Annotated in this window: 20 protein-coding genes and 4 pseudogenes; 11 read left to right on the top strand and 13 right to left on the bottom strand. The window is 70.7% G+C overall.

What is annotated here, in order from left to right:
* Positions 1-103: 103 nt before the first annotated feature.
* Positions 104-523, bottom strand: a complete 420-nt coding sequence (locus ACJ6WD_RS30390; RefSeq protein ID WP_407616951.1) for a DUF6262 family protein — start codon at positions 521-523, stop codon at positions 104-106.
* Here ACJ6WD_RS30390 and ACJ6WD_RS30385 point away from each other — a divergent pair.
* Positions 522-725, top strand: a pseudogene (locus ACJ6WD_RS30385) (DUF4158 domain-containing protein); the annotation flags it as partial. The gene ACJ6WD_RS30390 and the pseudogene ACJ6WD_RS30385 overlap by 2 nt on opposite strands.
* A gap of 54 nt (positions 726-779) precedes the next feature.
* Positions 780-1,319: pseudogene (locus ACJ6WD_RS30380) on the top strand (Tn3 family transposase); the annotation flags it as partial.
* A gap of 267 nt (positions 1,320-1,586) precedes the next feature.
* On the opposite strand, the gene ACJ6WD_RS30375 reads toward ACJ6WD_RS30380, so the two are convergent.
* The 3 genes from ACJ6WD_RS30375 to ACJ6WD_RS30365 all read right to left on the bottom strand — a co-directional run bounded on the left by ACJ6WD_RS30375 (position 1,587) and on the right by ACJ6WD_RS30365 (position 4,817).
* A complete protein-coding gene (locus ACJ6WD_RS30375) occupies positions 1,587-3,143 on the bottom strand; it encodes an FAD-dependent oxidoreductase (protein WP_407616950.1) in 1,557 nt (518 codons plus the stop codon).
* 79 nt (positions 3,144-3,222) lie between these two features.
* Positions 3,223-4,122, bottom strand: a complete 900-nt coding sequence (locus ACJ6WD_RS30370) for a virginiamycin B lyase (RefSeq protein WP_407616949.1) — start codon at positions 4,120-4,122, stop codon at positions 3,223-3,225.
* Complete coding sequence (locus tag ACJ6WD_RS30365) at positions 4,119-4,817, bottom strand: CatB-related O-acetyltransferase (RefSeq protein WP_374206827.1); 699 nt, start codon at positions 4,815-4,817, stop codon at positions 4,119-4,121. Before ACJ6WD_RS30365 ends, ACJ6WD_RS30370 begins: the two co-directional genes overlap by 4 nt.
* A gap of 243 nt (positions 4,818-5,060) precedes the next feature.
* On the opposite strand from ACJ6WD_RS30365, the gene ACJ6WD_RS30360 reads away from it, so the two are divergent.
* Positions 5,061-5,621: a TetR/AcrR family transcriptional regulator gene (locus tag ACJ6WD_RS30360; RefSeq protein WP_331248056.1), complete on the top strand. Its 561-nt coding sequence runs from the start codon at positions 5,061-5,063 to the stop codon at positions 5,619-5,621.
* A gap of 98 nt (positions 5,622-5,719) precedes the next feature.
* Here the strand turns inward: ACJ6WD_RS30360 and ACJ6WD_RS30355 are convergent.
* Positions 5,720-6,049 (bottom strand): annotated as a pseudogene (locus ACJ6WD_RS30355) (site-specific integrase); the annotation flags it as partial.
* A 21-nt stretch (positions 6,050-6,070) separates the two neighbouring features.
* A pseudogene (locus ACJ6WD_RS30350) lies at positions 6,071-6,997 on the bottom strand (IS481 family transposase); the annotation flags it as partial.
* A gap of 612 nt (positions 6,998-7,609) precedes the next feature.
* Here ACJ6WD_RS30350 and ACJ6WD_RS30345 point away from each other — a divergent pair.
* The gene (locus tag ACJ6WD_RS30345) at positions 7,610-8,020 is read left to right on the top strand and encodes a RidA family protein (RefSeq protein WP_407616967.1); all 411 of its coding nucleotides are present in this window, start codon (positions 7,610-7,612) and stop codon (positions 8,018-8,020) included.
* 250 nt (positions 8,021-8,270) lie between these two features.
* On the opposite strand, the gene ACJ6WD_RS30340 is transcribed toward ACJ6WD_RS30345, so the two are convergent.
* The gene (locus ACJ6WD_RS30340) at positions 8,271-8,906 is read right to left on the bottom strand and encodes a hypothetical protein (RefSeq protein ID WP_331248057.1); all 636 of its coding nucleotides are present in this window, start codon (positions 8,904-8,906) and stop codon (positions 8,271-8,273) included.
* Positions 8,907-8,993: 87 nt separating this feature from the next.
* Positions 8,994-11,087 carry a WD40 repeat domain-containing protein gene (locus tag ACJ6WD_RS30335; RefSeq protein WP_407616948.1) on the bottom strand — a complete coding sequence of 698 codons (2,094 nt, stop codon included), beginning with the start codon at positions 11,085-11,087 and terminating at the stop codon, positions 8,994-8,996.
* A 155-nt stretch (positions 11,088-11,242) separates the two neighbouring features.
* Between ACJ6WD_RS30335 and ACJ6WD_RS30330 the strand changes: the two genes are divergently transcribed.
* Positions 11,243-11,620 carry a hypothetical protein gene (locus tag ACJ6WD_RS30330; RefSeq protein ID WP_407616947.1) on the top strand — a complete coding sequence of 126 codons (378 nt, stop codon included), beginning with the start codon at positions 11,243-11,245 and terminating at the stop codon, positions 11,618-11,620.
* Here the strand turns inward: ACJ6WD_RS30330 and ACJ6WD_RS30325 are convergent.
* Positions 11,593-12,105, bottom strand: coding sequence for an NUDIX domain-containing protein (locus tag ACJ6WD_RS30325; RefSeq protein ID WP_376554250.1), 513 nt, complete (start codon positions 12,103-12,105; stop codon positions 11,593-11,595). The two genes, ACJ6WD_RS30330 and ACJ6WD_RS30325, sit on opposite strands and share 28 nt — an antisense overlap.
* A 125-nt stretch (positions 12,106-12,230) precedes the next feature.
* On the opposite strand from ACJ6WD_RS30325, the gene ACJ6WD_RS30320 reads away from it, so the two are divergent.
* Positions 12,231-12,536 carry a TetR family transcriptional regulator C-terminal domain-containing protein gene (locus ACJ6WD_RS30320; protein WP_407616946.1) on the top strand — a complete coding sequence of 102 codons (306 nt, stop codon included), beginning with the start codon at positions 12,231-12,233 and terminating at the stop codon, positions 12,534-12,536.
* 73 nt (positions 12,537-12,609) lie between these two features.
* Here ACJ6WD_RS30320 and ACJ6WD_RS30315 read toward each other — a convergent pair whose 3' ends face one another.
* A complete protein-coding gene (locus tag ACJ6WD_RS30315) occupies positions 12,610-12,759 on the bottom strand; it encodes a hypothetical protein (RefSeq protein WP_331248062.1) in 150 nt (49 codons plus the stop codon).
* A 257-nt stretch (positions 12,760-13,016) separates the two neighbouring features.
* Here ACJ6WD_RS30315 and ACJ6WD_RS30310 point away from each other — a divergent pair, with 257 nt between their 5' ends.
* Positions 13,017-14,471, top strand: a complete 1,455-nt coding sequence (locus tag ACJ6WD_RS30310; protein WP_407616945.1) for an FAD-dependent oxidoreductase — start codon at positions 13,017-13,019, stop codon at positions 14,469-14,471.
* A 362-nt stretch (positions 14,472-14,833) separates the two neighbouring features.
* On the opposite strand, the gene ACJ6WD_RS30305 is transcribed toward ACJ6WD_RS30310, so the two are convergent.
* The gene (locus ACJ6WD_RS30305) at positions 14,834-15,331 is read right to left on the bottom strand and encodes a GNAT family N-acetyltransferase (RefSeq protein WP_233659204.1); all 498 of its coding nucleotides are present in this window, start codon (positions 15,329-15,331) and stop codon (positions 14,834-14,836) included.
* A 38-nt stretch (positions 15,332-15,369) separates the two neighbouring features.
* Between ACJ6WD_RS30305 and ACJ6WD_RS30300 the strand changes: the two genes are divergently transcribed.
* The 4 genes from ACJ6WD_RS30300 to ACJ6WD_RS30285 all read left to right on the top strand — a co-directional run bounded on the left by ACJ6WD_RS30300 (position 15,370) and on the right by ACJ6WD_RS30285 (position 20,279).
* Positions 15,370-15,672 (top strand): hypothetical protein, encoded by a 303-nt coding sequence (locus ACJ6WD_RS30300; RefSeq protein ID WP_407616944.1) that lies wholly within the window; start codon positions 15,370-15,372, stop codon positions 15,670-15,672.
* A gap of 6 nt (positions 15,673-15,678) precedes the next feature.
* Positions 15,679-17,088, top strand: a complete 1,410-nt coding sequence (locus ACJ6WD_RS30295) for a hypothetical protein (RefSeq protein ID WP_407616943.1) — start codon at positions 15,679-15,681, stop codon at positions 17,086-17,088.
* 672 nt (positions 17,089-17,760) lie between these two features.
* Positions 17,761-18,978, top strand: coding sequence for a cytochrome P450 (locus tag ACJ6WD_RS30290; protein ID WP_376554264.1), 1,218 nt, complete (start codon positions 17,761-17,763; stop codon positions 18,976-18,978).
* A gap of 335 nt (positions 18,979-19,313) precedes the next feature.
* Positions 19,314-20,279, top strand: coding sequence for an alpha/beta hydrolase (locus tag ACJ6WD_RS30285; RefSeq protein ID WP_407616966.1), 966 nt, complete (start codon positions 19,314-19,316; stop codon positions 20,277-20,279).
* A gap of 401 nt (positions 20,280-20,680) precedes the next feature.
* Here ACJ6WD_RS30285 and ACJ6WD_RS30280 read toward each other — a convergent pair whose 3' ends face one another.
* Together ACJ6WD_RS30280 and ACJ6WD_RS30275 are read right to left on the bottom strand one after the other, a co-directional pair.
* Positions 20,681-22,027 carry a phospholipase D-like domain-containing protein gene (locus ACJ6WD_RS30280; protein WP_407616942.1) on the bottom strand — a complete coding sequence of 449 codons (1,347 nt, stop codon included), beginning with the start codon at positions 22,025-22,027 and terminating at the stop codon, positions 20,681-20,683.
* A 291-nt stretch (positions 22,028-22,318) separates the two neighbouring features.
* Positions 22,319-23,461, bottom strand: a complete 1,143-nt coding sequence (locus ACJ6WD_RS30275; RefSeq protein WP_331248069.1) for an LLM class flavin-dependent oxidoreductase — start codon at positions 23,459-23,461, stop codon at positions 22,319-22,321.
* Positions 23,462-23,481 lie beyond the last annotated feature (20 nt).

Below are 23,481 nucleotides of genomic sequence, written 5' to 3'. Positions count from 1 at the left end.
AGGGCCCAGGTCACGGATTGCCTGCGCCGTGGGTTCCGTTGAGCCATACGATCATGGAACCGACGCTACCGCCGTGCGGGCCAGCGAATGTCCGGTTTTGGTATCACTTCCCCGCGCGGTGACTTGAAGGCGAGCGGCTCTCTTCGAGCGTGGGCTTCAGTTTCTCCTCGGTCTCCTTCAGTAACTCACGCAACTGATCACGCTCGGCCTCGGTCTCCCGCAGCCGCGACATGGCCGCCTTGAGCTGGTCCCGCTCCGCGCGCAAGATTCTGAGCTCTGCCGTGGCCAGTTCCAGGTCGGCCGCCAGCGACTCGGTCGAGACGTCCGAGCCCGCCTCTGCCTCCCGTTGTGCAGCACCGCTCTGCTTCTTGATCGCTTCCTCGATGTGTTCGCGCAGTCCCTCGGCGTATACCAGCCAGTTCGAGACCCGCGCTGTGCAAGCGAGTCTGAGGAAGGTGATCTTCTCTCCCGTCACGGTCATCTCGTTGAGGGTCTTGAGTACCCGCGCTCGTTTACGGTTCATGCCGGACCCGCGGCAGGTGCCGGCGGAGGTCGCCGAGTACTTGGCCGAGCAGTTGGGGATCGCCGATGCGTCATGCCTGAAGGAGTACGGGGAGCGTGACGGGACGGCCCGAACGCACGCTGGTGAGATCCAGGAGGCCGGGGGCTGGCGTGACTTCGCCGAGGTGCGGGACGAGCTGAGCGAGTGGTTGGACGCGCGGGCCTGGACGACCGGCGACGGGCCGAAGTCGCTGTTCGACGCGGCGGGCGGGTGGCTGCGCGATTGGGAGGACATCCTGCGGATCATCGGCTCCATCCACACCGGCGCCGTGCGCGCGTACGACGTGATCCGGATGCTGTCGCGGGACGGGCGTCCGACGCCGCTCGGCGACGCGATCGCCCACTACGGGCGGATCTCCAAGACCTTGCACGTTCTGCGCATCGCGGACGAGCCCGGCTATCGGCGGCAGACCAAGAGCCAGGCCAACCTCCAGGAGGGCCGCCACTCCCTGGCACGGAACATCTTCCACGGCAGGCACGAGCAGCTCTACCAGCGTTACCAGGACAGCATGGAGGACCAGATCGGGGCATTGGGGTACGTCCTGAACGCCCGTGTCCTGTTCAACACCCGGTACATGGACGGCGCGGTGAACCAGCTGCGCGCGGACGGCTTCGACGTCCGCGACGAGGACGTGGCCCGCCTCTCCCCGTTCGTAAGGCACCACGTCAACATGCTGGGCCGGTACTCGTTCCAGCTGCCCGAACTGCCGGGCGGTCTGCGCCCGCTGCGCGGCCCGGACGCGGCCGAAGAGGCGTGACCCAGGTGCGGTGACCGTGACCGCCGGGGCTGTCCCAGCGGTGACGCTTGCACTGGTCACCGGCTCGCAGGGGGTCGGGAGCCGTAACACCGGCGGAGGGTGTGGCGGCTATGCGTGGCGGCGGGTGCGGTAGGCGGTCGGTGAGAGCTCCGGGCTGCTGCTGGGCCGGGACTGGGGTGCGGGCGTCCACCACACCGGGTGGCGGCGGCTGTGGGGGGATTGGCTCGTGGTTCGAGTCAGTCAGCAGAGCGGCGGATCAGCCCGGCGTCACCGCACCGTACCGTCTGGCACTCCGAACCACTCCTCCAGCGCCTCCGCCAGCCCGGCCGTCGATGTCGGCGCCTGCGCCCCCGCGTCGGCTGCCCAGGCCGTGAAGCCGTCCGGACGGACGAGGACCGCCGCCAGTTCCGGGCGGGACGGACAGCCGGCCGTCAGGATGTCGACGCGGCCGGCATACCCCGCGGCGAGGGCCCGGAGATCCGGGTTGTCGGTGAGGTCGAGCAGGAGCGCCCGGCCGCCGTGCAGGTGGTCCGCGAGGCGGCCACCGTCGGTGAGTTCGAGGTCCGGGGTGCTGCGGCCGGTCAGCGGGTGCTCGCCCGGCATCTTGTACCGCACCCCGCCACCGTTGCCCCGCGCGGTGAGGTACGTGGTGCCCGCGACCGTCTCCGCCAGGTCGCTCACGATCTCGCGCAGGGCCCGGGACTGCGGGTCCGGGCGCATGGCCGCGACCTGGGAACGGGTCCAGTCCAGGACCCACGCGCCCACCGGATGCCGCTCGGAGGTGTACGTGTCCAGCAGCCCTTCCGGCGCCCGGCCGCCGATCACCGCGGCGAGCTTCCACCCGAGGTTCATCGCGTCCCCGATACCCAGGCTCAGCCCCTGGCTCCCGAACGCGGAGTGCACGTGCGCGGCGTCGCCCGCCAGCAGCACCCGGCCCTTGCGGTACTCGGTGACCTGACGGGCGTGGTCGGTGAAGCGGGTCGCGGTCCGCACCCCGGTGATCGTGACGTCCACGCCGGATACGTGACGCAGCCGCGCTTGGAGGTCCTCGGTGGTGACCGGCGAGTCCCGGTCGGCCGGCGGGCCGTCGAACTCCACGGTGACGATGCGGCCTGGCATCGGCCCGTGGGCGTATACCCCGGTGTCCGTGGCGGTCCAGCCGACCTTCAGGTCCTCGGCGCCGGTCATCTCCACGACCGCCTGGTGACAGGTGATCTCCGGGTCCGTACCGGGAAATTCGAACCCCGCGAGCTTGCGGACCGTGCTGCGGCCGCCGTCGCAGCCCACGAGCCAGCCGGCGCGCATGGCCCCGTGGCTGGTTCGCACGGTGACGGCCCCGTCGTCCGCGTCGAAGCCGGTCAGCTCCACTCCCCGACGCACGTCGACGCCGAGTTCGTCCGCCCGCTCGCCGAGCAGCCGCTCGATGTCCTGCTGCGTCACGAAAGCGATCTCGGCGGCGGGTCCGGCGTCGCCGAGGCCCGGCTCCGTACGGTCGACGAGGTCGGCGCGCAGCATGATTCCGGCGAAGTGCCCGACGATCCCGAGCCCTTGGCCCGCGGCCCCGCCTGCGTCCCCGCCGTTCCGCTCGCGTATGAATGCCTGGAAGCGGTCTATTGCCTGCTGGTGCACCTTGGCCAGCGCGGGCAGCAAACCCCGGCGGTACAGCGCCTCGGCGCTGGGCGTGGTGATCGCCCCGCCCTTGATCGTCGGGTTCACTTCGGTGAGGCGCTCCAGGACGGCCACCCGCGCGCCTCCGAGCCGGAGCTCGCAGGCCAGCATCAGTCCGACCGGGCCGCCTCCGGCCACCACTACGTCATAGTCCATGGCGCCCACTAGGAACTTCCTCTCCGGCCGCCGTGCAGGCGACCGCTGTTGACGGTAGATGAAAGGGGGGCGGGTCTGTTCAGGTGGCGCTGCCCACCGGAGCGATGCGGGCGAGCGCGCCGATCTCAAGCGCGGTCCACAGGGCGCCGTCGGGACCGACGGTGATGCCGTGCGGTTCGGAGCGGGGAGTGGGCAGGTCGTGGACGGTGACCGAGCCGTCGGGGGTGATCGTGCCGACGCGGTTGCCTCCCCATTCGGTGAACCAGGCGATGCCCTGTTCGTCGACGGTGACGGCGTGCGGCCGTGCGGCGCGGTCGGGCAGCGGGAACTCGGTGATCTGCCCGTCGGGAGTGATCCGGCCGATCTGGCCGGCGGCGATCTCGGTGAACCACAGAGCACCGTCGCGGCCCGCGGCGATCCCCACCGGCGCCGCTTCCTTCGTCGGCAGGGAGTGGAGGGTGACCGCGCCGTTCATGTCGATCCGGCCGATGGCGGTGGCCTGGTTGAGGGTGAACCACATCCCGCCGTCGCCGCCGGCGGTGATCGCGGACGGGAACGCGCCCGTGACGGGGAGCGGGAACTCGGTGACGTCGCCGTCGACGGTGATGCGGCCGATGCGGTCGGCGGCGGTCTCGGTGAACCACAGCGCACCGTCGGGCCCCGCCGCGATGCCGAACGGCCCGCAGCCGGGTGTGGGTACGTCGAATTCGTCGATGTCGCCGTCGGTGGTGATCCGCCCGATCCGGTCGGCCCGGTACTCGGTGAACCACAGCGCGCCATCCGGGCCGGGCGTGATGACGGTCGGTCCGCAGTCGGGGTCGAGGCGGTGGCTCTCCGGTTCTTCGCCGGGGACGAGCCGGCCGATCCGGCCGCTCTGCACGAGGGTGAACCACAGCGCGCCGTCCGGTCCCGTGGTGAGGGCGTAGGGTCCGGCCGCGCTGTCGGCCACCGTGTGCTCTTCGACGGTCACGTGGGTCACAGGGGCCTCCCCAGGCCGTGCTCGGCGGCGATGCGTTCGATGTCGGCCGGGGTTCCGGCCATGATGGTGCGGGCGTGCTCGGTGACCAGGTCGGCGGGCCAGTCCCACCACGAGGCGCGCAGCAGTCGCTCGATGTCGGCGTCGGTGAAGCGCTGCCGGATCGGTCTGGCCGGGTTGCCGCCGACGATCGTGTAAGGCGGGACGTCGGCGGTGACCAGCGCGCCGGCCGCGATGATGGCGCCGTCGCCGATCCGCACGCCGGGCATGACGGTCGCCCGGTAGCCGAACCAGACGTCGTTGCCGACGACCGTGTCACCGCGGCTGGGCATGGCCGTGACGATGTCCAGGGTCTGCTCGGCCCACCGGCCGCCGAACATGGTGAACGGGTACGTGGACACCCCCATCGCCGGATGCTCGGCACCGGCCATCAGGAAGGTGGTTCCCGAGGCGATCGCGCAGTACTTGCCGATGACGAGACGCTCCGGCCCGTAGGCGTAGAGGACGTTGCGGCGCTCGAAGTCCGTGGCGCCGTCCGGATCGTCGTAATACGTGTAATCGCCCACGTCGATGTTCGGCGAAATGACCAGTGGTTTGAGGAACACCACGCGCTCGTGTGCGGGCAGCGGGTGGACGGTGGTCGGATCAGGCGACAAGGTGCGTTCCTTTGCTGGGGCAGGACTCGGATGTGCCTTCATGCGTTGGGCTGTCAGGCGCTCTCGGGGCCGGACAGGGTGACCCATTCGGGCAGCGCCGCTCCGCTGCCTACGACCGCATGCGATGCAGCCATGCGGATCCCCCTCAATCGGTAGGTGCGCCCGGCCACGGTCGACGCGAGTGGCGATACGCCCGAGCGCTCTAAAGCAGCCATTGGCTGCGTTAGGTGACTATAAGGAGGATCGCCCCACAAACGCAAGTCCTGACTGCGTTAAGGTGGGGGCATGAACGAACGACAGCGAGCCCGGCGGCCCGGCGGGCGCAGCGCCCGCGTCGGCGCGCAGGTGCACCAGGCCGTCACCGACCTGATCAGCGAGCGCGGCTACGGCAACTTCACCGTCGGCGATGTCGCAGCCCGCGCGGGCGTAGCCGACAGCAGCATCTACCGTCGGTGGGGCAGCCTGGAAACCCTGCTCACCGACGTGGCGCTCGCCCGCCTCAACGCGCAGTCGCCGATGCCCGACACCGGGAGCCTGGCCGGCGACCTGCGCACCTACGCGGCCCAAGTGGCCCGAGAGATCACCGGACCCGACGGCCCGGCGGTGCTGCACCTAGCCGTCGCCCTGTCAAGCAGCGGTCAGTTGCAGGCTGGTGACGACCTCCGCGCCGAACGCATGCGGCAATTGCAGTCCATGCTCGATCGCGCCCGCGAACGCGGCGAGCACGCACCCGACGCGTTCGACGTGTTGGACCACATCCTGGCTCCGATGTATATCCGCGTCTTGTTCGGCATGGTCCCGCTCGCCCCGGACTACGTCGACGGGCTGGTCGACCGATTGCTGTGACCTCGACCCGGTTCCCGCGATCATCTGGGGCAGCCTCGCCGCTGCGACGCTTCTGTCCGCCTCCGCCGTTGCCACCGAGAAGGATCAAGGAACGCGACTCAGCGGTTGCTCACGCCGGGCGCGAGCAGGTTCGTGAGCTCGGCGATCGCCTCGGGGGAGGGCTTGAAGTAGCGGCGGACGTTCTCCGGTTTCTTGTGGCGGGACTTTGCCATCAGCATCAACAGCGAGGCGCCTTGCTCGCCGAGGTGGGTGAGGGTGGAGTGGCGGTACTCGTGCAGGTCCCAGCCGGTTCCCGGCCCGCGCACGGCGGTGTGCTCGTCGAGCAGGGCGCGGCCGTTGCCGTTGACGAGTCGTTGAACGGTGACGAGCCCGATCGGACCGCTGGGAGGCAGTGCCTCGGAGGCGGACCGGACGCGAGGCGATGGTCTTCAGCAGGTAGCCGTCCATTGGGGAAGCACGGCCGAGGCCGTGGGTTCGGCGGTCAGCAGGGAGGCCGCCATGCCGAGGGACTGGTGCGGTCGCGCGTGGTTGCAGCTGTGGACCCAGGCGTTGATCGCTTCCTGAGCGTCGGCGACGGACGCGAACGGGGCCACATGGTCCAGGAACTCGCGGCGCAGAGTTCCGTGAAAGCGTTCGACCTTGCCCGTCGTGGTCGGTGACCGGCGTTTGGTGAGCCGCTGCACGATGCCGTTCTCCCGGCAGATGCGCTCGAACAGCACCTCGGCCGGCCGGGGCTTGGTGAAACGGCCGGTGAACCGTTTGCCGTTGTCGGTCAGTATCTCGGTCGGCACTCCGTACTGCTGCATCGCCGCCACGAACACCGAGCACACGTCACGGTCGGTCGGCCGGACCACGACTTCGGCGACGACGACGTAGCGTGAGTGGTCGTCGATGCCGGTGACGAGCTTGCACTCGCGGCCGTCGGCCAGCGGGACGCCCGACACGATGTCCATCTGCCACAACTGCGTGGGTGCTTCGCGCTGCCACCGCCGGTACTTGCGCTTGTGCTCCTGCTGCTGGTGGTCCACCAGACCGTTGCGCGCCAGCACCCGGTGCACGGTCGCACGCGACGGCAGCGGGACGACGTTGCGCCGCCCCAGCTCGTAGGCGACGCGCCGGGCACCCCATCGCGGATGCTGCTGCCGCAGCTCGCAGATCAGTGCCTCCATGTCGGCCGGCAGGCGGGTCGGACTCGTCCGGGGCCGACGTGATCGGCCCTTCAGCCCCTCGACGCCGTGCTCCTGGTACCGGTTGCGCCACGTGTGCACAGACTGCCGGGACACCCCATAGCGCAGAGCAACCTCAACGACCGGCGCTCCGTCCAGCACCTCCAGGACCGCCCGGCAACGATGCTCCACCAACTCCTGCGGCTCCATCCTGCCCCTTCCTTCGGGGCCCGGTGGCATTCACCGCGCAGGCTGGGTGCACTGGCAGTTGGGGCGGGCGGAGAGCCCAACCGGAGATTCGTTGCGCGGGCGGCAGCCTTCTGACGGGCAGGCAGTCCAACCTGGCCTGCGGAGCCTCGCGATCACTTGGAGAGTGGACCAGCGCTTGGTCAGGTAGGGGCCGACGGCATCGATCCGATGATGCCGGCCCCCGGCCCCCGGCCCCCGGCGCCGACAGCTGGCGGCTGGCGGCTGGCGGCTGGCGGCTGGCGGCTGGCGGCTGGCGGCTGGCGGCTGCATCAGCACATGTTCGGCGCGGTGCTGGGCCACAATGCTCGCGCGCAGGGGCTTGAGCGGAGGGCGGCGGGCGACGTCCTCGTCCGTGATGTCGTGCTCCTCGGGACTGAGTTGGGAGGATTCGCTGTTCTCCAGGAGCAGCGTTTCTCGGCGGGTTCCGGCATCAGTTGGTGCTCACCCGGTCCACCCGTGTCGGCCAGAACTGACGGCGTTGTCGTCGGGGCGGCGAGAAAAGAGGAGGCGGGGGCCGCCGGGCATTGGCAGGATGTCGGCGCTCAGCACTCGATGGGAAAGGACCCGACGATCGTGGCTCGTGCCATCACTCTCATCCGCTCCGCCGCCCTCTCCGACGTCGCCGAGTACGCCTACGCGGCCACCGCGCCCGCCGGCTCCCGTCTGATCTTCCTCGCCGGTGCCTGTCCCCTGAACGACGACGGCACGACGGCAGCGATCGGGGACTACGCGGGTCAGGCGCTGAAAGCCGTCGAGAACATGCGGACGGCTCTCACGGCCGCCGGCGCTTCGCTCCAAGACGTCATCAGCACAAGGGTTCTCGTCGCATCGGGCCGGCGCGAGGATCTGGTGACTGCCTGGCAGGTGGTTCGGGACTCGTTCGATGACCACGACGTTCCCAGCACCTTGATGGGCGTGACGGTGCTCGGCTACCAGGACCAGCTCGTCGAGATCGAGGCCGTCGCCGCCGTACTCGACGCCTGAGGGCTGCCGACACACCGCGGCGACCGAGCCTGCCGCCGCAACGCCGAGGGCGCCGCAGCCGGTGCGGGGTCACCGATCCAGGTGATGGCCAGGACGGGCAGGTGCTGGGTGAGGCGCGGTTGATCACGTGGACGACGGAGGGCTGCCCCTCCGCCTGTCCACAACGCTCCAGGTCACCGATCTGCCGATGTCGTGGCTTCACGGCTCTCGGTGGCAGGCCGGCGGTCGGAGCCCGGTGCGCTGCCCTGCGTCACCACCAGAACTCGCCTCGGCGGAAGCGGTCCTTGTAGTACCGCTCCCGCTCCGCCAGAACCCGGTCCACCGCCTCGCGTGTCGGGTTGGGGTTGCCCACGGGCTCGTCCCGAGCGGAGTCCTTCTGCGGCGACGGGTATCGGGCCCTGAATGCCTGGTTCCTGCGATCCCGCTCCGCGGAGGCCCGCCCCCTCTGCAGGGCGGTCTGTGCCGCGCGCCACTTGTCGATCGGCCACCACAACTTGGTCACGTCGGCCGGTAGCGTCGCGTCGAGGCCCAGAGCGGCCCAGCGCTTGCTGTGCCTGCGGGCCTTGCGTGTGCGCTGCTCGTCGTTGAGCCGGTCGAGGACCAGGTAGTCGACCCGCTCGGTCCACACGTCCATGCGCCGCCAGTGGTGCCGGTCGAGCCCCATGACACGCTCGTCGCGTGCCAAGTCCCGCAGCCTGTCGAGAATGTGTGCCGCGAGACGTGCCATCTCCTTCTGGGAGGGCGGCTCTTCGAAACGTTCGGTGACCAGTCGTTGGAGGATCCTCCCGGGCAGGACGGGGCCACCGGGCATCGACTCCAGCACGGCCAGGACGTCCGACGCGCCTGGCCACTCACTGCCTGTGTCCTCCCGCTCAGGTGTCACCATCGGCCCGCGCCTCCTTCGCTCACCTCACCGCATCGTCCATGGCACCACACAACTGAGCCCGGAGCGAAGGCGTTTGCCGCCTGGTCGTCAGCCTTCGACGGCCAGGCCGATCATCCCGGCGTACGTGGCGACGTAGAGCCGCTCCCGCGATGCGGCGAGCGCGGTCACCGGCGCATGCACGGGAATCTCCGCCACGCACGCGAACGCATCCACGTCCCACAACCGCACCGTACGGTCCTTACTGCCGCTGGCCAGCAGAGTGCGATCGCCGACCGGCAGCACGCACAGGGCCTGGACCCACTCCCGGTGGCCTCGCAGCGTTCGCACGGGCACGTCGCTCTCGGGGTCCAGGAGCCCCACCGTGCCGTCGTGCCCGGCGCTCGCCAGCACGGTCCGCCCTTCGACCGGCACGGCACACAGCGCGTTGACCCGGCCGTGGGTGGTGTGCAGTTCACGGGGGCGGGAGGGGGCCGCGACGTCCCACAGACGGATCGTGGAATTCTGGCCGGCGCAGGCCAACAGGGTGCGGTCCGGCAGCGGGAGCGCACACATCGTGTCGAGGCGTCCTTCGTGCTCGCCGACGGTCCGCACGTGCTCACCGCTGTCCGGGTCCCAGAGCCGTACGTACGTGACCGGGCGTGATGCCAGCAACTCCCACGTGGTCGCCCCGCTGGACTGCTGCCCGCAGGTCGCCAGCAGGTACCGCCCGTCCGCCGGTACGGTGCACGCCGCGGTGAACTCGCCGGTGGCCGGCCTCCCTTCGGCGGTGCGGGGGCTGGTGCCCACCCCGGGCCGATCAGGGTCGGCGGGATCCCAGTAGTAGCCGATGAGGCGGACCTCCTCGCCCGCGGCGGGGTCGTGAAGGCGGATCGTGCGGTTGTGGCTCGCGACCGCGAGGAGGGTGCGGCCCTCGGCGGGCAGCGCACACACGTCGCCCACCCAATTGCCGTTGAACTTCCCGTCCTTGCAGTCGATCACGTCCGTACGGGTACCGTCCTCGGCGTCCCACAGTCGCACCGCCCCGTTGTGACTCCCGCTCGCCACCAGCATCCGGTCCCGCGCCGGAACAGTGCACAGCGTGTCGCTCAGCTCGCGCAGTCCCGGGTCCGAGCCCGGCCGCGCGGCCGGGTCCCACAGGCGCACCGTCCCGTCGAACTTGCCGCCTCCGCTGGCGAGCAGCGGGCCCTCGGGCCGGGGCAGTGCGCACACTCCGCCCCAGACCGGACCACTGTGCCCCTGCAAGGTGTGCAGGAGCTCACCGCTCACCGCGTCCCACAGTCGCAGGTCGTCGTTGCCGCCGCCGACGGTGGCCACCAGCGCCCGTCCGGCCACCTGCACGGCGCACACCCCGAAGCTCTGACTGGCGCAGTCCAGCTTGTGCAGCAGCTCGCCGGTGGCGGCATCCCACAGCCGGACCTTGCGGTCCGCCGCACCGCTGGCCACCACGGTGCGTTCCCCCAACCGGAACGCGCACAGGGAGTACACCGGCCCCGTGTGGCCCATCGGTTCGACGTGGACATAGTCGGAGCGGTACCGCACGCAGGTCGTCCCGCGGTTGCGATCGGGCTCGCCGTTGAACTGCCGGATCAGTCCGCCGCTGGCCACGTCCCACAGACGTACCGTCCCGTCGTCCCCGCCGGTGGCGAGGACGTCCCGGCCGTCGAGCTCGAACGCGCACAGTCCGCGCCGCGGGTGGGTGCCGTCATATGGTTCGGTGCCGGCGTCGAGGACCAGGTGCGGCCGGCCCGTCGCGGGATCCCACAGTCGGACCGTGCCGTCGTCCCCGCCGCTCGCCACCAGCACGCGACCGCCGAACGGCACCGCGCACAGCCCGTGGACCAGTCGGCCTTCGTGACCGGCCAGGGTGCGCACCGACGCCCCGGTGCGGGGGTCCCACAGATGCACGGTCGCGTCCGCGCCGCCGCTCGCGAGGAACGTCTCGCCGCCGACGGAGACCGCACACAGCGCGAAGACCGCGGCGCGCTCCCCTCCGAGGACGAGACACCGCTCGCCGGTGAGCGGATCCCAGACCTGGACCCGGCCGTCGCTCGACGCGGCGGCCACCCGCAACCCCTCGGCCGACGGCAGCGCGCACACCGCCCCCACCGCCTCCGCCCCGCTGTCGAACACGGTCACCTCGTCGCGGCGCGGGCCCGCCTCCCAGAGCTTCCGGTACGGCATCAAAGCTCCCTTCACGATCTCGCACGGGCGAGGCTACCCTGACCGGATTCGACCCTGGTTGGCATCAACGTCCCGGAGGGCAGGCTGTGTTGGGATTCTTGGGACGGGCGTACCGCGAGTGGCGCCGCCGCCGGGCCTGGCACAGGTACGTGGACATGGTGGAGCCGGTCCTGCTGATCGGCGCACGCCGCGCCCTCATTCCCGGCCTGTACGAGGCGCAGTCGTCTCCCACGGGCCGCGGATTCGTCTCGGTCCGCAGCGTCATCGACGAGGTCCGCACGTACATGGGGATGGCGGCCATCCGCGAGGCCTTCGATGAGGCGAACGGCCCGGACCGCAGGTTGGAGGCCGCGACGGGGCGGGGTCCTGACGACCTCGGCACCCTCCCTGCCTGGATGGCCGCGGCCGCGCTGCGGCACGTCCTCGATCGCCGCGCGCAGCGCAACGCTGCACTGCCGATCGACTCGGACGCCTACGACCCCGAGTACGAGCGGCCCACCACCGTCTATCCCTCCCGCGCCTTCCGCCCATGAGACGCACCGGCGGTGCTGGGGCGTGGCGGCGTCCGCGTACCCCCTTCCACACTCTGCCCCCTGCCCTGCACCATCCGAAGCGCATCGGAAGCCGCCGGCGACAGCACGGAGTCGCGCAGGTCCGCCAGGGGGGTCCACACGACAGCATCGGTGGAACCGTCGATCTCGACCACCGCCGGTGTCCCGGGCTTGAGGTCAACGGCGTAGAACAGTGCGGTGACGCTCCAATTGACTCCGCCTCGCCGAACCGCGTATGTCCGCGCGTCGAGCAGTTGGGCAGCGGCCAGTTCGAGACCGGTCTCCTCCAGAAGCTCACGCGTCAGAGCCTCCACAGGCTGCTCGCCTGGGTCGATTCCGCCGCCCGGCAGGTGCCACAGCCCAGGGGCAAAGGTTGGCGATGCGTCCGACAACCGGGCCAAAAGCAACCGCTCGTCCTCCACCGCGATGGCGTATGCCGATACACGCGTCTGCACGTGAGCGTCCATGGTGCTCGTCCCTCCCCAGATCAAAGCCACCTGGCGAGGACTCTAGCTCTCCCCCACCCGCAGATCGACTTTCGCAACAGGCCCCGGCGTCGAACGCGACGGCCGCGAGCGGCGGACGAGCGCCGGTGGCGGACGCAGGACGACCGGACCTCGACGAACGGCGCCGCAGCCGGCGGCCCGGGCGGATCCAGGCGGAAATCGTCCGGGTGCTCACCGAGGGCGTCGCCTGCGGCGAACTCTCCCCGGACGTCGGCATCGACAGCCTGGCCGTCTCCATCCTCGCGATCCGTCAGGGTACGCACGTGCTCGCACGCCTCAGAGGCTCGCAGGAGCCCTTTCGGCAGGCCGGACGCGGCATAGCCCAACTGCTCGCGCTCGCCTCGCCGCGCGAGGACTCCGCACAGGCAGCACCGGCGTCCCTGGCCGACTGAGCCTGAGCCTACGGCCGAAGGTCCGTAGCAGGTCTCCGATGCCGGCCGGAGACGGCGGTGTTGCCGGACGCGGTCAGGACAGCGTCCGCGGCTGCGCCTCGATGCCTCGCGCCAGGACGCGAAGACTGGCCTGCAAGTCCTCAGCGAGGGAGTCGATGGCGGCGTTCGCACCCTGCGGCTGGCACCAGCGGTAGAACGCGCCGAGATACAGGTCGCGCAGCATGCAACCGAGGTGCAGTTCGGATCGTGGTCGCGGACGTTCCGATCGTGGTCGCGGCAGTGGGTGGAACGTACGACGTGCCGTTCCCGAGCGCCATCCGCTGCTCCCGTTGAGTGGGAGCCAGTCGCCGGGCGGGGCCGCGGCCGCACGATTCGGTCTTGCCCGCGGGCCCTTTCCCGGTCACTGGGAGCTGGGCCGTGTGCCGCTCGCTGCGGCCCCCTACGCTCCTGCCTCATTCCGCGAGGCGAGGGGAGAACGACATGAGACCGTACGCAGCAGCGGAGATCGGCACCTGGGACCACACTGCGGACGTGGTGATCGCCGGGTACGGAGTGGCCGGCGCCGCGGCCGCCGTGGAGGCCGCGCGGGCCGGCGCCGATGTCCTGGTACTGGAACGGGCCGGCGGCTGGGGCGGGGCCGCGGCCCTGGCCGGCGGCTTCATCTACCTCGGCGGAGGCACCGGACTCCAGCGCGCCTGCGGGTTCGACGACTCGCCGGAGGAGATGGCCACGTTTCTCACGGCAGCGATGGGACCGGGGGCCGACGCCGCGAAGATCTCCGCGTACAGCGAGGGCAGCGTCGCGCACTTCGACTGGTTGGTCGAGTGCGGTGTGCCCTTCAAGCCCGTCTTCTACGGCGAGCCCGCCTGGGAACCGGCCGGCGACGAGGGCCTGATGTATTCCGGCGGCGAGAACGCCCACCCGTTCGCCGAACTCGTCCGGCCCGCCCCGCGCGGCCACCTGCCGCAGATGGAGAACAAGCGCACCGGTGAGCGCGGCGGCGGCTACATGCTCATGAAGCCGCTGGTGGAGACCGCCGGGCGACTCGGCGCCAAGGCCCATTACGGCATGCGGATCGAGGGGTTGGTGACCGAGCGGGACGGCACCGTGTGCGGCGTGGTCGCCCGCAGTTACGGGGAACGGGTCACCGTACGGGCCCGGCGCGGGGTCGTGCTCGCGACCGGCAGCTTCACCTACAACGAGGAGATGCTGGCGGCTCACGCCCCGCTGCTCCTGGACCGTCCGGGCTCGGCGGTCGAGGAGCACGACGGTCTCGCCGTGCGGCTGGCCCAGGCGCTGGGCGCGGGGATCGCGCACATGGACGCCTGCGAGGTCGCTCTGCACATGGACCCGCAGTACCTGATCCGCGGGATCATGGTCAACGGTCGGGGGCAGCGGTTCATCAACGAGGACACCTATCCCGGACGGATCGGCCAGGCCGCCCTCTTCCAACAGGCCAACCAGACGTTCCTCGTCCTCGACGAGGAGGGTTTCGAGGAGGCCCGCCGGGTCTCCTCCGCGCCGGAGATGCTTCAGCTGCGACCGTCGTGGGTGTGCGAGACAGCGGCCGAACTGGCCGCCGAGATGGGGCTGCCAGCCGGCGCCCTGGAGGCGACGCTGGAGGTGTACAACCGGCACGCCGCGGAGGGCCGCGACCCTCTGCTGCACAAGACCGCCCGCTGGCTGCGGCCCCTGCGCGGCCCGCTGGGCGCCGTGGACCTGCGGGGCATGACGTCGGGCTTCGCCCTCGGCGGACTGACCACCGGCGCGGACGCCGAAGTGCTGCATGTGGACGGCGAGCCGATCCCCGGACTGTTCGCGGCGGGCCGGGCGACGGCCGGTATCGCCGCCTGGGGGTATGCGAGCGGCGCGTCGCTCGGTGACGGCAGCTTCTTCGGCCGCAGGGCGGGCCGGCGTGCGGCGCTGAACCGCTGACCGTGGGTGTGGGTGGGCCACAACGGGTCACGGCCCACCCACACCGCGGGCTTCCGTTGCCGGACAGGTCGCAGCCACACGGCCGTTCGCTGCTCCGCGACGTGTGCGGCGCGCTCGTCCATGACCTCAAGCCGGGCCCCGGACGGGCCCCGGACGACAACCTCCGCAACCACGGACCGGCCGCCGGCACCCAGACAACCGAACAGCAGCAGCGTCCAGTTCCGCGCGCCGGCCAGGCGGCGGCGCCTGGCCGGCCAGCTCGCACCGACCGGATTGGCGAGGCTGCTCCGCCTGCCGTTGCGTCCGGACGTTGGCGTCGCGCCGCCCGCCTGCTGCGTAGGTCGAGGGGCCCGCTGCGCGTGTCAGCACGGGCGCTCGTATTCGACTTGGTCGAGGGGGTTGCCATCGCCAAAGTCGTGGGTGCGTGCGGTGCCGCACTCGGTGAAGCCGCACTTGGTGTAGAAGCGACGGGATTGTGGGGTGTCGCGCAGTGTCCACAGGTGTACCTGGGCGAAACCGACGTTGCGCAGGTGGTCCAGTGTCCCGGTCATCAGCGCGGTGGCGATGCCGCTGCCCCAGCTGTCGGGGTGACTGAAGAAGGTGAAAATCTCGGCAAGTCCCGGCCGGGTCGTGGAGGGGCCGGAGACGGACATTGCCAGCGGCTGGCTGTCGTGTTCGGCCAGCAGGATCGTCCGTGGTCCCTGTGCGAGCCTTTCGTGCCACCGTGTTCGTCTGCTCTGGACCTCACGTGCGGCGAACTCCGTAGCGAAGAAGGGTGCATAGGCCGCCTCCCAGGCCGTGGCGTGGATCTCGCCGAGGATGTCCCCGTCGTACTGGCAGGCGCGACGAATCGTGAACATCCCATCAATCTATCCGCAGTGCGCGAGGCCGGATAGACGTGCATGGCGGCGAGGAACGCCCGGGTGAAAAGGTGTTGTGCCGGCTGCCTGTGGTGTTCGATGTGGTCGTGGACGTTCTGGTTGTCGGCGGCGGCGCGTTTGCGCCAGTCCAGGACCTGCTCGCGGGTCAGGTTCCTGCGGAACAGCTGCTGGTCGTCGTCGACGTCCTCGATCTCCATCTGCTCCGCAGCCGGCGGGGGTGCGACGTCGCCGCCACAAGTCGTTCGTCAGTGCCGGCCGGTAACGCCTACGATCGATCGTCCATACGATCGGCACCACGCGCGATCGGCACCGATGTCTGAGGGACGATGAGTACGTCGCACGAATCCGTCTTCCGCCTGCTGAGCGGCGCACCGCTCCGGAAGTCCCTGGACGCGGCGGATCCCCAGGCATGGGTGGATTTCGATCTCGCGGTGCGGTCACTGCCGTATGTGCGACGGGAGGCGCTGCGCTCGCTGGCCGGGCTGCGCGCTCATGCTCGTGGGGCGCTCAGCGAGTCGCAGCTGGCCGTCGCCCTGTGTCATCCCGACGGCCGGGTCCGCGAGGCCGCTCTGGAGTGGGCCCCGGCCGTCCCGGCCCTGCTGCCGCTGGTGGTGATCCGTTCTGCGGACTGGGTGGCCGCGGTGCGTGAGGAGGCGCGAGAGCTGCTGGCGGATCTGCTGCCCGGCGTGGCACGCCAGGCGATGGCGCCGTTCGCCGCTCTCGTGTTGCGCATGGCCCGTCGTCAGCACGGTGACTTCGCACCGGCACTGTTGAAGCAGAGCCTCATGGAAGGGCCACCCGAAGCCATCACTGCGCTGCTCACCGGTGGCGACCGTGCCGCGCGTCGTTTCGGCCATCGGATCGCCGTCGAAAGGCGTCTGCTCACTCCCCTCCAGCTGGCCCGGATCGCCGCATCCGATGACGATGTGGTCATCCAGGGCCTGTGCGCCGAGGCCGCGTTGGCGGCGGTGCGGGAGGGCGTACATGGCGAGGTGCTGGAACCCCTGCTCGGATCGCGGCAGCCGCAGGTACGTGCCGCAGGCGTCACCGCGCTGCGGCGGACGGGGCGCTTCGCACAGGCCGAGCCGTTCCTCTCCGACCGGGCCGGCGTCGTACGGGCCTGCGCACGCTGGGTCCTGCGGCAGAACGGCACCGATCCGCTGCCGCTCTACCGTGCCCTGTGCGCGGATCCGACGGACGAAGACCTCCCGCCCGGTGCCGCGCTGGGCCTGGCCGAGTGCGGCAGCCGCGCGGACGCGGAGCTGCTGTGGCCGCTGGTCGGCCATCCCGTCGCCGCGGTGCGTGCCCGTGCCGTCGCGGGCCTGCGGGTGCTGGATCTGACCGATGCGGCGCGGTTGCGTCCGCTGGTGGACGACCCCGCACCGGCCGTCGCCCGCGAGGTGACTGGCGCCCTGATACCGGACGCCGACAAGCTGGCCCCGCAATGGTTGGAGACGAGACTGGCACCGGAGCGGCCCGCACACACTCGCACCGCGGCCTTTCGACTGCTGTGTGCCCAGGGCGGAACAGTCGAACTACGGTCCGCGCTCATGCTGTTGACCGACCGCAACCCGAAGCTGCGCTTCCGTGCCGAACAAGTCGTACGTCGCTGGACGCCGTCACCGACCACAGCGCTCGGCGACCGGGAACTGGCCGCCCTCATCGACCGCCATGAACCCGCGCTCGGCCACCAGGCGGCACTGCTCCTGCGCCGAGGACTGGGCATCCCCAGCTGATACCACCAAGCCGCCGAACCGCCAGGGTGAGGCCGCGAGCGGTGATCCATTTCTGAGATCCCCCTTGCTGTGCCGGCCTCGGCCTTCATCGCCGGCACCAGGACGGTGCCGTGCGGGCAGTGCTAGCATGCCCGCGTGATCATCGAGGTCGACAGACTGTAGCCGCTTCGAAGGCGGCGTTCCCGGGTGCATGTTCACCATGTGTGGTGAGCGTGTTGTACCGCGCGTCTTGACGCGGGGCCGCTTGCGTGTGTGCTGTCGTCCTCCCTCTGGGCCGTGAGTGTGGTCACCGGTCCTCTCGTGGAAGCCGTTCCCTTCCTTTCCTTCCGGACCGTGTGCACTGATCCTCTTCGTGCCCGGTGAGGAGCAACGAAGGGCGCGCGCGGGTAGCGGCGGCATCGCGCCGGGCGGGACCGGGTCACCGGCGCGCCGCGCGATATCGGTCTCCTCATGGAATATGACGGGCTGTCACGTCGCGTGGTGCCGTGGGGCGTCGTCGTCGGCCTTCGAACCTGTTGTTCTCCGTGCGGGCCAGCCCCGGTCGGCTTCGGCTGCCGGAGGTGATCGTGCCTGCCCGCCTGCTGCGGTCCACCACGAGTCCCAAGGGGACCGGCGCTGGCCCCGCAGCCGGCCGCTTCCCCCATCACGCTTTGATCATGAGGAGAGACACCAGTGCCGCACACCACGATTCCCGACTTCCCCCTCGACCGCGCGCCCGGTTGCCCTTTCGACCCGCCGCCGCACTTCGCCGCGTTACGCGCGCAGGCCCCGCTCGTCCGGGTTCGGATCTGGGACGGGCAGACGCCCTGGCTCGTCACCCGTCACGAGGACCAGCGCGCCGTGCTGGCCGATCCGCGCTTCAGCGCAGACCCGAGCAGGCCCGGATTTCCCGCACCGACCGAGGGCTTCAAAGCCCAGGGCCGCGAGGAGGTGCAGGCCCTGAGCATGCAGGACGATCCGGAGCATGCGCGTCAACGCCGCATGCTCATCGGACGCTTCACGGTCAGACAGGTCACCGCGATGACTCCGCGACTGGTACAGATCATCGACGACCTGTTGGACCGGATGGAGGCCGCCGGGCCGCCGACCGACCTGGTCGCAGCCTTCGCGCTGCCCATGCCCTCCCTGGTCATCAGCGAACTGCTCGGCGTCCCCCGACAGGACCATGCCCTCTTCCAACGCACGGCCGGCACGCTGATCTCCCGGGAGAGCACCGTGCAGGAGTTCACCGCCGCCCGCACCGAACTCGCCGACTTCCTCGGCGACCTGATCCGGCGCAAGGACGACGATCCGGGTGACGACCTGCTCAGCTCCCTGGTCGTCACCCGCATGCGCACCGGCGAACTCACACCCGCGCTCCTCGTCGAGACCGCGATGACGCTGCTGGTCGCGGGGCACGAGACCACCACCAACCAGCTCGCCCTCGGGACACTGGTGCTGCTGCGCAACCCCGACCAGCTCGCCGTCGTCCGGGACAGCGACGATCCCGCCCGGGTGGCGTCGGCCGTCGAAGAACTGCTGCGCTACCTGTCCATCACCCAGAACGGGCTGTCCCGGGTCGCCACGGAAGACGTCGAGATCGCAGGCCAGCTCGTCCGCGCGGGCGAGGGTGTGATCGTGCCGAACGCCTCAGGCAACCGCGACGCTGCCGCCTTCCGCGACCCCGACCGGTTCGACGTCGGCAGGCCGGACGTACGCGGACACCTCGCGTTCGGCTACGGCACCCACCAGTGCCTGGGACAGAACCTGGCCCGCAAGGAACTCCAACTCGCCTACCCGGCCCTGTTGCGCCGCTTCCCCGGACTGCGCACCACGCTCCCGGACGAGGACATCCGCTTCAAACACGACATGATCGCCTACGGCGTGCACGAGCTGCCCGTCACCTGGTGACTGGAACGCCCCGCCGCCGGAGTGTTCCTGCAACCTGCGCGCCCCTGGCCGCCTGCGTGCTCCTCGCCGGCTCCGCTCGGCTCGGCTGCCCGCGCACTCGGAACGTTCCGACGCACAGCCCGTCCCCCGTCCAGAGAGAGGAATCCATGAACACCCGTCGCCTGCCGGACAACGACCCACAACAGAACCCCACAACTCCCCCACGGATCGACGGCCCAACACCCCCGACCGATCCGGCTGCCGCCACCGCTCCCGAGACCCCCGCGGCTCCCGAGGCATCCGCGGCTCCGGTGAATCAGGCGGATCAGGCGGATCAGGAAGGCCGGCTCGCTCCCGTGCCGTTCGACCCGGAAGCAGCAATCGTCCTGGACGGGCTGGGCGACCTGCGCGGCGCCGAGCCGTCGTCGCCCGCGGACGTGCCGCGGTGGCGCGCGCACCTCACCGGGACCGCTCCCGATCCCACACTGGAGGAACTTCGCGACGGCGGGAGCTTCGAGGTGGTGGAGCGTGCGGTACCGGGACCCGACGGAGCGCCGGACGTCCCGCTGCTGATCGCTCGCCCGGCGGGCCTGTCCGACGGCGCACCCGTCATCTACCACCTGCACGGCGGCGGCATGATCGGCGGGACCAGTCGCACCGGCGTGGCCGGCATCCTGCGCGAGTGGGCCGCACCCCTCGGGCTCGTCGTGGTCTCCGCCGACTACCGCCTGGCTCCCGAGCACCCGTACCCGGCGGGCGTCGAGGACTGCTACGCAGGACTGGTGTGGGTGGCACGACATGCCGCGGGGATCGGCGGCACCCCGGAACGGATCGTGATGGCGGGCGGCAGCGCGGGCGGCGGGCTGACCGCGGCCGTCGCGCTCATGGCGCGCGACCGGGGCGGACCACGCCTCGCCGGCCAGCTGGCCATGTGCCCCATGCTCGACGACCGCAACAACACCCCCTCCGCCCGGCAGATGGCCGGCCACGGCGTGTGGGACCGGCGCGCCAACGAAGCCGGCTGGACGTCGCTGCTCGGCGAGGCCCGCGGCACCGACCGGGTCCCGCCCTATGCGGCACCCGCCCGCGCCACCGACCTGTCCGGCCTGCCGCCGGCCTACATCGACGCCGGCGCCGCCGAGACCTACCGCGACGAGGGCATCGCCTACGCCACCCGCATCTGGCAGGCCGGAGGCGATGCCGAACTCCACGTCTGGTCGGGCGGATTCCATGGCTTCGACCAGATCGCACCCGACACCGCCGTCGCCCGCGACGCCCGCCAGGCCCGCGTCCGCTGGCTACGCCGCATCCTCAACCGGTGAACCGACACCGCTCCCCCACGACCCGCTCCCCGACCGGCCCCGTGAGGTCTGGTGCTCGCCGAACAATCGAGCATTTCGGAACGAGGTTCGCAGTCGGCGGAGGCAGGTGAAGGTACAGGTCGACAGGCTGCCCTGGTTCAGATCGCGCCGGGCGATCATTGGCTTGAGGCCGTGCTTCCACAGCGGGCTGCGAGCCGCGTTGCGTACGGTGCAAGTGCCGTGTGGTGTAGCCGAATTGGGCGGCCAGTCCGGCCACACCGTCGCGGTCGCAGACGCCGTCGGCGATCAGACTCATGGCCCGGCCCACGACGTCGGCTCGCAGGTTCCGTTCCGGCGATCCCGGGCCGGCGTCGGGGTTGCGCCGCTTGCAGGCCCGGTAGCCGGCGCCCCGGGACGATTCCTCAGGAGCAGTTGCTCGGGGTCCAGGTGCCTTGGACCCAGGTGCAGGTGGCGTTCGGGAGTGCCGACTTGAAGAAGGTCTCGTACGCGTCGTACACCGTGCTGTCCTCCAGCTTCACGAATGCCTCGTCGCTGTAGCGCAGGGAGTTGAAGGTGTAGTTGTGGCTGCCGGTCCAGAGGATCTTGCGGTCCTTCACCTTCGCCGAGCCGTCGTCGTAACCTCCCTTGACCAGGAGGAACTTGGAATGGAAGGGCGTGGCATCGTTCGCCGACTCGGGGAAGGTGTGGACGACCGGGCCGTTGTACGCGTTGAACGGGGCGGTGAGGGCCGCCTGGGTCTTGCGGGTCGAGCCGGTGGGGCCCTCGGAGGCGTATCCCTTGGGGAGTTGGTGGAGCACCTCGACCCAGCAGCCCTCTTGGTCGAGGGACTGGAGCTTCTTGGCGATCTCGTAGCGGCTGAAGAGGTTCATGCCGACGCGTACGACGGTCCGGCCGTCCTCCGTGCCCCAGCCGGGCGTGTTGCCCGTGCAGACCACGCCGTTGAGGCGGTTGATCACGGCATCGGTGGTCGGCTCGGACGGCCAGTCCGGATTCTGCGATGCCTCGGGGAAGAAGTACGCCTTGGCGTTCGCCGACTCGGCCGTGCGGTAGTAGTTGTTGTTCGCTTTCATCGCGGCGAGGTCGGAGTGGTACGACGCATAGCCGTCGTACAGACCGGAGTTCGCGTTGATCTGGGTCGCGCTGTTCCACGCGCCGTACCCGCCGACGGACGGCCGGGCGTCGAGGTTCTCCGAGGACTGGAGGACGACGTCGGTGGTGCCGTCGGTGAGCTTGGAGAAGAGGAAGAACTTGTTGTGGTTGATCGAGGCGCCGTTCGTGGCGTTCCCGATGCAACCACGCTTGGCGGGGCAGGAGACGGCATAGGAGCTGGCCGAAGTCGAGCTGCCCAGACGGGACTTGAGAGCGGCGAAAGTTGCGTAGTGCGTGGAGCTCTGCCCCGAGATCGAGTCGACGACCACCTTGACGTGCGCCCCGCGGTCGGCGGCGGCGTTCAGGGCGGTGGAGATGTCGGTGTCGTTGAAGATGTACATCGCCACCCGGATGTCGGCGCCGGGCGCGGCGCGGCCGATGAGGTCGAGCAGGCGGTTCTTGATCCCGGCCGGCGCGGCCGGACTGCTGAACACGGCCGACGCACCGGCCGCGGCGGTCTGCGCGGGATCCGGGGCCGCGGCGGCCCGCGCTCCGGAGGCCGGTGGCAGGAGCGCCGCCGCGACGCACCACGTGAGCGCGCCAGCCGCGCGGACCGGCATGCGGCGCAGACGCGGGGCCGGGGATATGGGCAGTGGCATGGGGTCCCTCCCTGAATCCAAAGTTCAGACAGTATCGACAACGGCCCTATGGGTGGGCGGACTTGACCGAGGTGTCTTCCTACAGGCACGTCAATGGCGGCCACTACGGCCGGAGCCCCGGGCGCCATGACTGGCCTCCCGGGGCTCCCGATGTGGTGCAGGGCTTTCCAAGGCGTTCTCCGCGGGCTGCCCGGGCCTGGCACAGGCAGGGGCCGGGCAGCCGGTGGCACGGGTGGGCGGCGGCGCTCGGGGAAGGGTGGCATCCTGCGGGCGCGGCTGTGTTCGGGTTGGTCAGCCGGCGAACGGCACGCGTGCGGCGTCGGTGGTGGGCGTGCCGTGCGGGGGCGTCCACAGGCCCGCCGTCGCCAGTCGGGGCAGGACGCCCTCGCCGAACCAGTACGCCTCTTCCAGGTGCGGGTAGCCGGAGAGCACGAACTCCTCGATGCCCAGGTCGGCGTACTCCTTGATCCGCTCGGTGACCTCCTCGTGGCTGCCGACCAGGGACGTGCCCGCTCCGCCCCGCACCAGGCCGATCCCGGCCCACAGGTTGGGGTGGATCTCCAGCCGGTCGGGGCTGCCGCCGTGCAGGGCCAGCATGCGCTTCTGGCCCTCGGACTCGCTGCGGGCCAGTCCCGTCTGCACGGCCCGTACGGTGGCCTCGTCGAATCCGGCCAGCAGGCGGCGGGCCTCGGTCCACGCCTGTTCGGAGGTGTCCCTGGTGATGACGTGCAGGCGGATGCCGAAACGTACGGTGCGTCCCTGGGCCGCCGCGAGTCCGCGCACCCAGGCGATCTTCTCGGCGACCTGGGCCGGCGGCTCGCCCCAGGTGAGGTACACGTCGCTGTGTCGGGCCGCGATGTCGCCCGCGATCGGTGAGGAACCGCCGAAGTACACCTCGGGCACCGGGTCGGGCAGTCTGGCCAACTTCGCGTCCTGGACCCGCAGGTGTTCGCCGTGTCTGTCGACGGTCTTGCCCTCCCACAGTGCCCGGACGATCTCCAGGAACTCCCCGGTGCGGCGGTAGCGGTCGTCCTTGCCGAGGAAGTCGCCGTAGGCGCGCTGTTCGTGGCTTTCGCCGCCGGTGACGACGTTGAGCAGGAGCCGGCCGCCCGTCTGCTGCTGGAAGGTGGCGGCCATCTGCGCGGCGAGCGTGGGGGCGGTGAGGCCGGGGCGGAAGGCGACCAGGAACTTGAGCCGCTCGCTGTGCTGGGCGACCATCGCGGTGGTCAGCCACGCGTCCTCGCACCAGGCGCCGGTCGGGGTGAGCGCGCCCTCGAAGCCCAGGTCCTCGGCGGCGCGGGCGATCTGGCTGAGATAGGCGACCGTCGGCGGCCGGCTCCGGCCCAGGGACCTGGCCGGTGTGCCGTGGCCGCCGCCGACGACGTCGCGGCTGTCGCCGTTGGTGGGCAGGAACCAGTGGAAGGTCAGGGACACGTTGGGTCTCCGTGCGGGGG

Source organism: Streptomyces sp. VTCC 41912, assembly GCF_045799175.1.
Lineage (GTDB): Bacteria > Actinomycetota > Actinomycetes > Streptomycetales > Streptomycetaceae > Streptomyces > Streptomyces albulus_C.
The sequence above is the reverse complement of the archived record's forward strand: the minus strand, read 5'-3'. Positions and strand labels throughout refer to the sequence as shown.

Coding starts and splice junctions, on each gene's coding strand:
- ACJ6WD_RS30315 (WP_331248062.1), bottom strand. CDS start 12,759: ATGCTGCGCGACCTGTATCTCGGCGCGTTCTACCGCTGGTGCCAGCCG.
- ACJ6WD_RS30305 (WP_233659204.1), bottom strand. CDS start 15,331: ATGTTCACGATTCGTCGCGCCTGCCAGTACGACGGGGACATCCTCGGC.
- ACJ6WD_RS30325 (WP_376554250.1), bottom strand. CDS start 12,105: ATGGACGCTCACGTGCAGACGCGTGTATCGGCATACGCCATCGCGGTG.
- ACJ6WD_RS30365 (WP_374206827.1), bottom strand. CDS start 4,817: ATGAAGGCACATCCGAGTCCTGCCCCAGCAAAGGAACGCACCTTGTCG.
- ACJ6WD_RS30375 (WP_407616950.1), bottom strand. CDS start 3,143: ATGGACTATGACGTAGTGGTGGCCGGAGGCGGCCCGGTCGGACTGATG.
- ACJ6WD_RS30340 (WP_331248057.1), bottom strand. CDS start 8,906: ATGGTGACACCTGAGCGGGAGGACACAGGCAGTGAGTGGCCAGGCGCG.
- ACJ6WD_RS30390 (WP_407616951.1), bottom strand. CDS start 523: ATGAACCGTAAACGAGCGCGGGTACTCAAGACCCTCAACGAGATGACC.
- ACJ6WD_RS30295 (WP_407616943.1), top strand. CDS start 15,679: ATGAGTACGTCGCACGAATCCGTCTTCCGCCTGCTGAGCGGCGCACCG.
- ACJ6WD_RS30330 (WP_407616947.1), top strand. CDS start 11,243: ATGGTGGAGCCGGTCCTGCTGATCGGCGCACGCCGCGCCCTCATTCCC.
- ACJ6WD_RS30335 (WP_407616948.1), bottom strand. CDS start 11,087: ATGCCGTACCGGAAGCTCTGGGAGGCGGGCCCGCGCCGCGACGAGGTG.
- ACJ6WD_RS30360 (WP_331248056.1), top strand. CDS start 5,061: ATGAACGAACGACAGCGAGCCCGGCGGCCCGGCGGGCGCAGCGCCCGC.
- ACJ6WD_RS30310 (WP_407616945.1), top strand. CDS start 13,017: ATGAGACCGTACGCAGCAGCGGAGATCGGCACCTGGGACCACACTGCG.
- ACJ6WD_RS30280 (WP_407616942.1), bottom strand. CDS start 22,027: ATGCCACTGCCCATATCCCCGGCCCCGCGTCTGCGCCGCATGCCGGTC.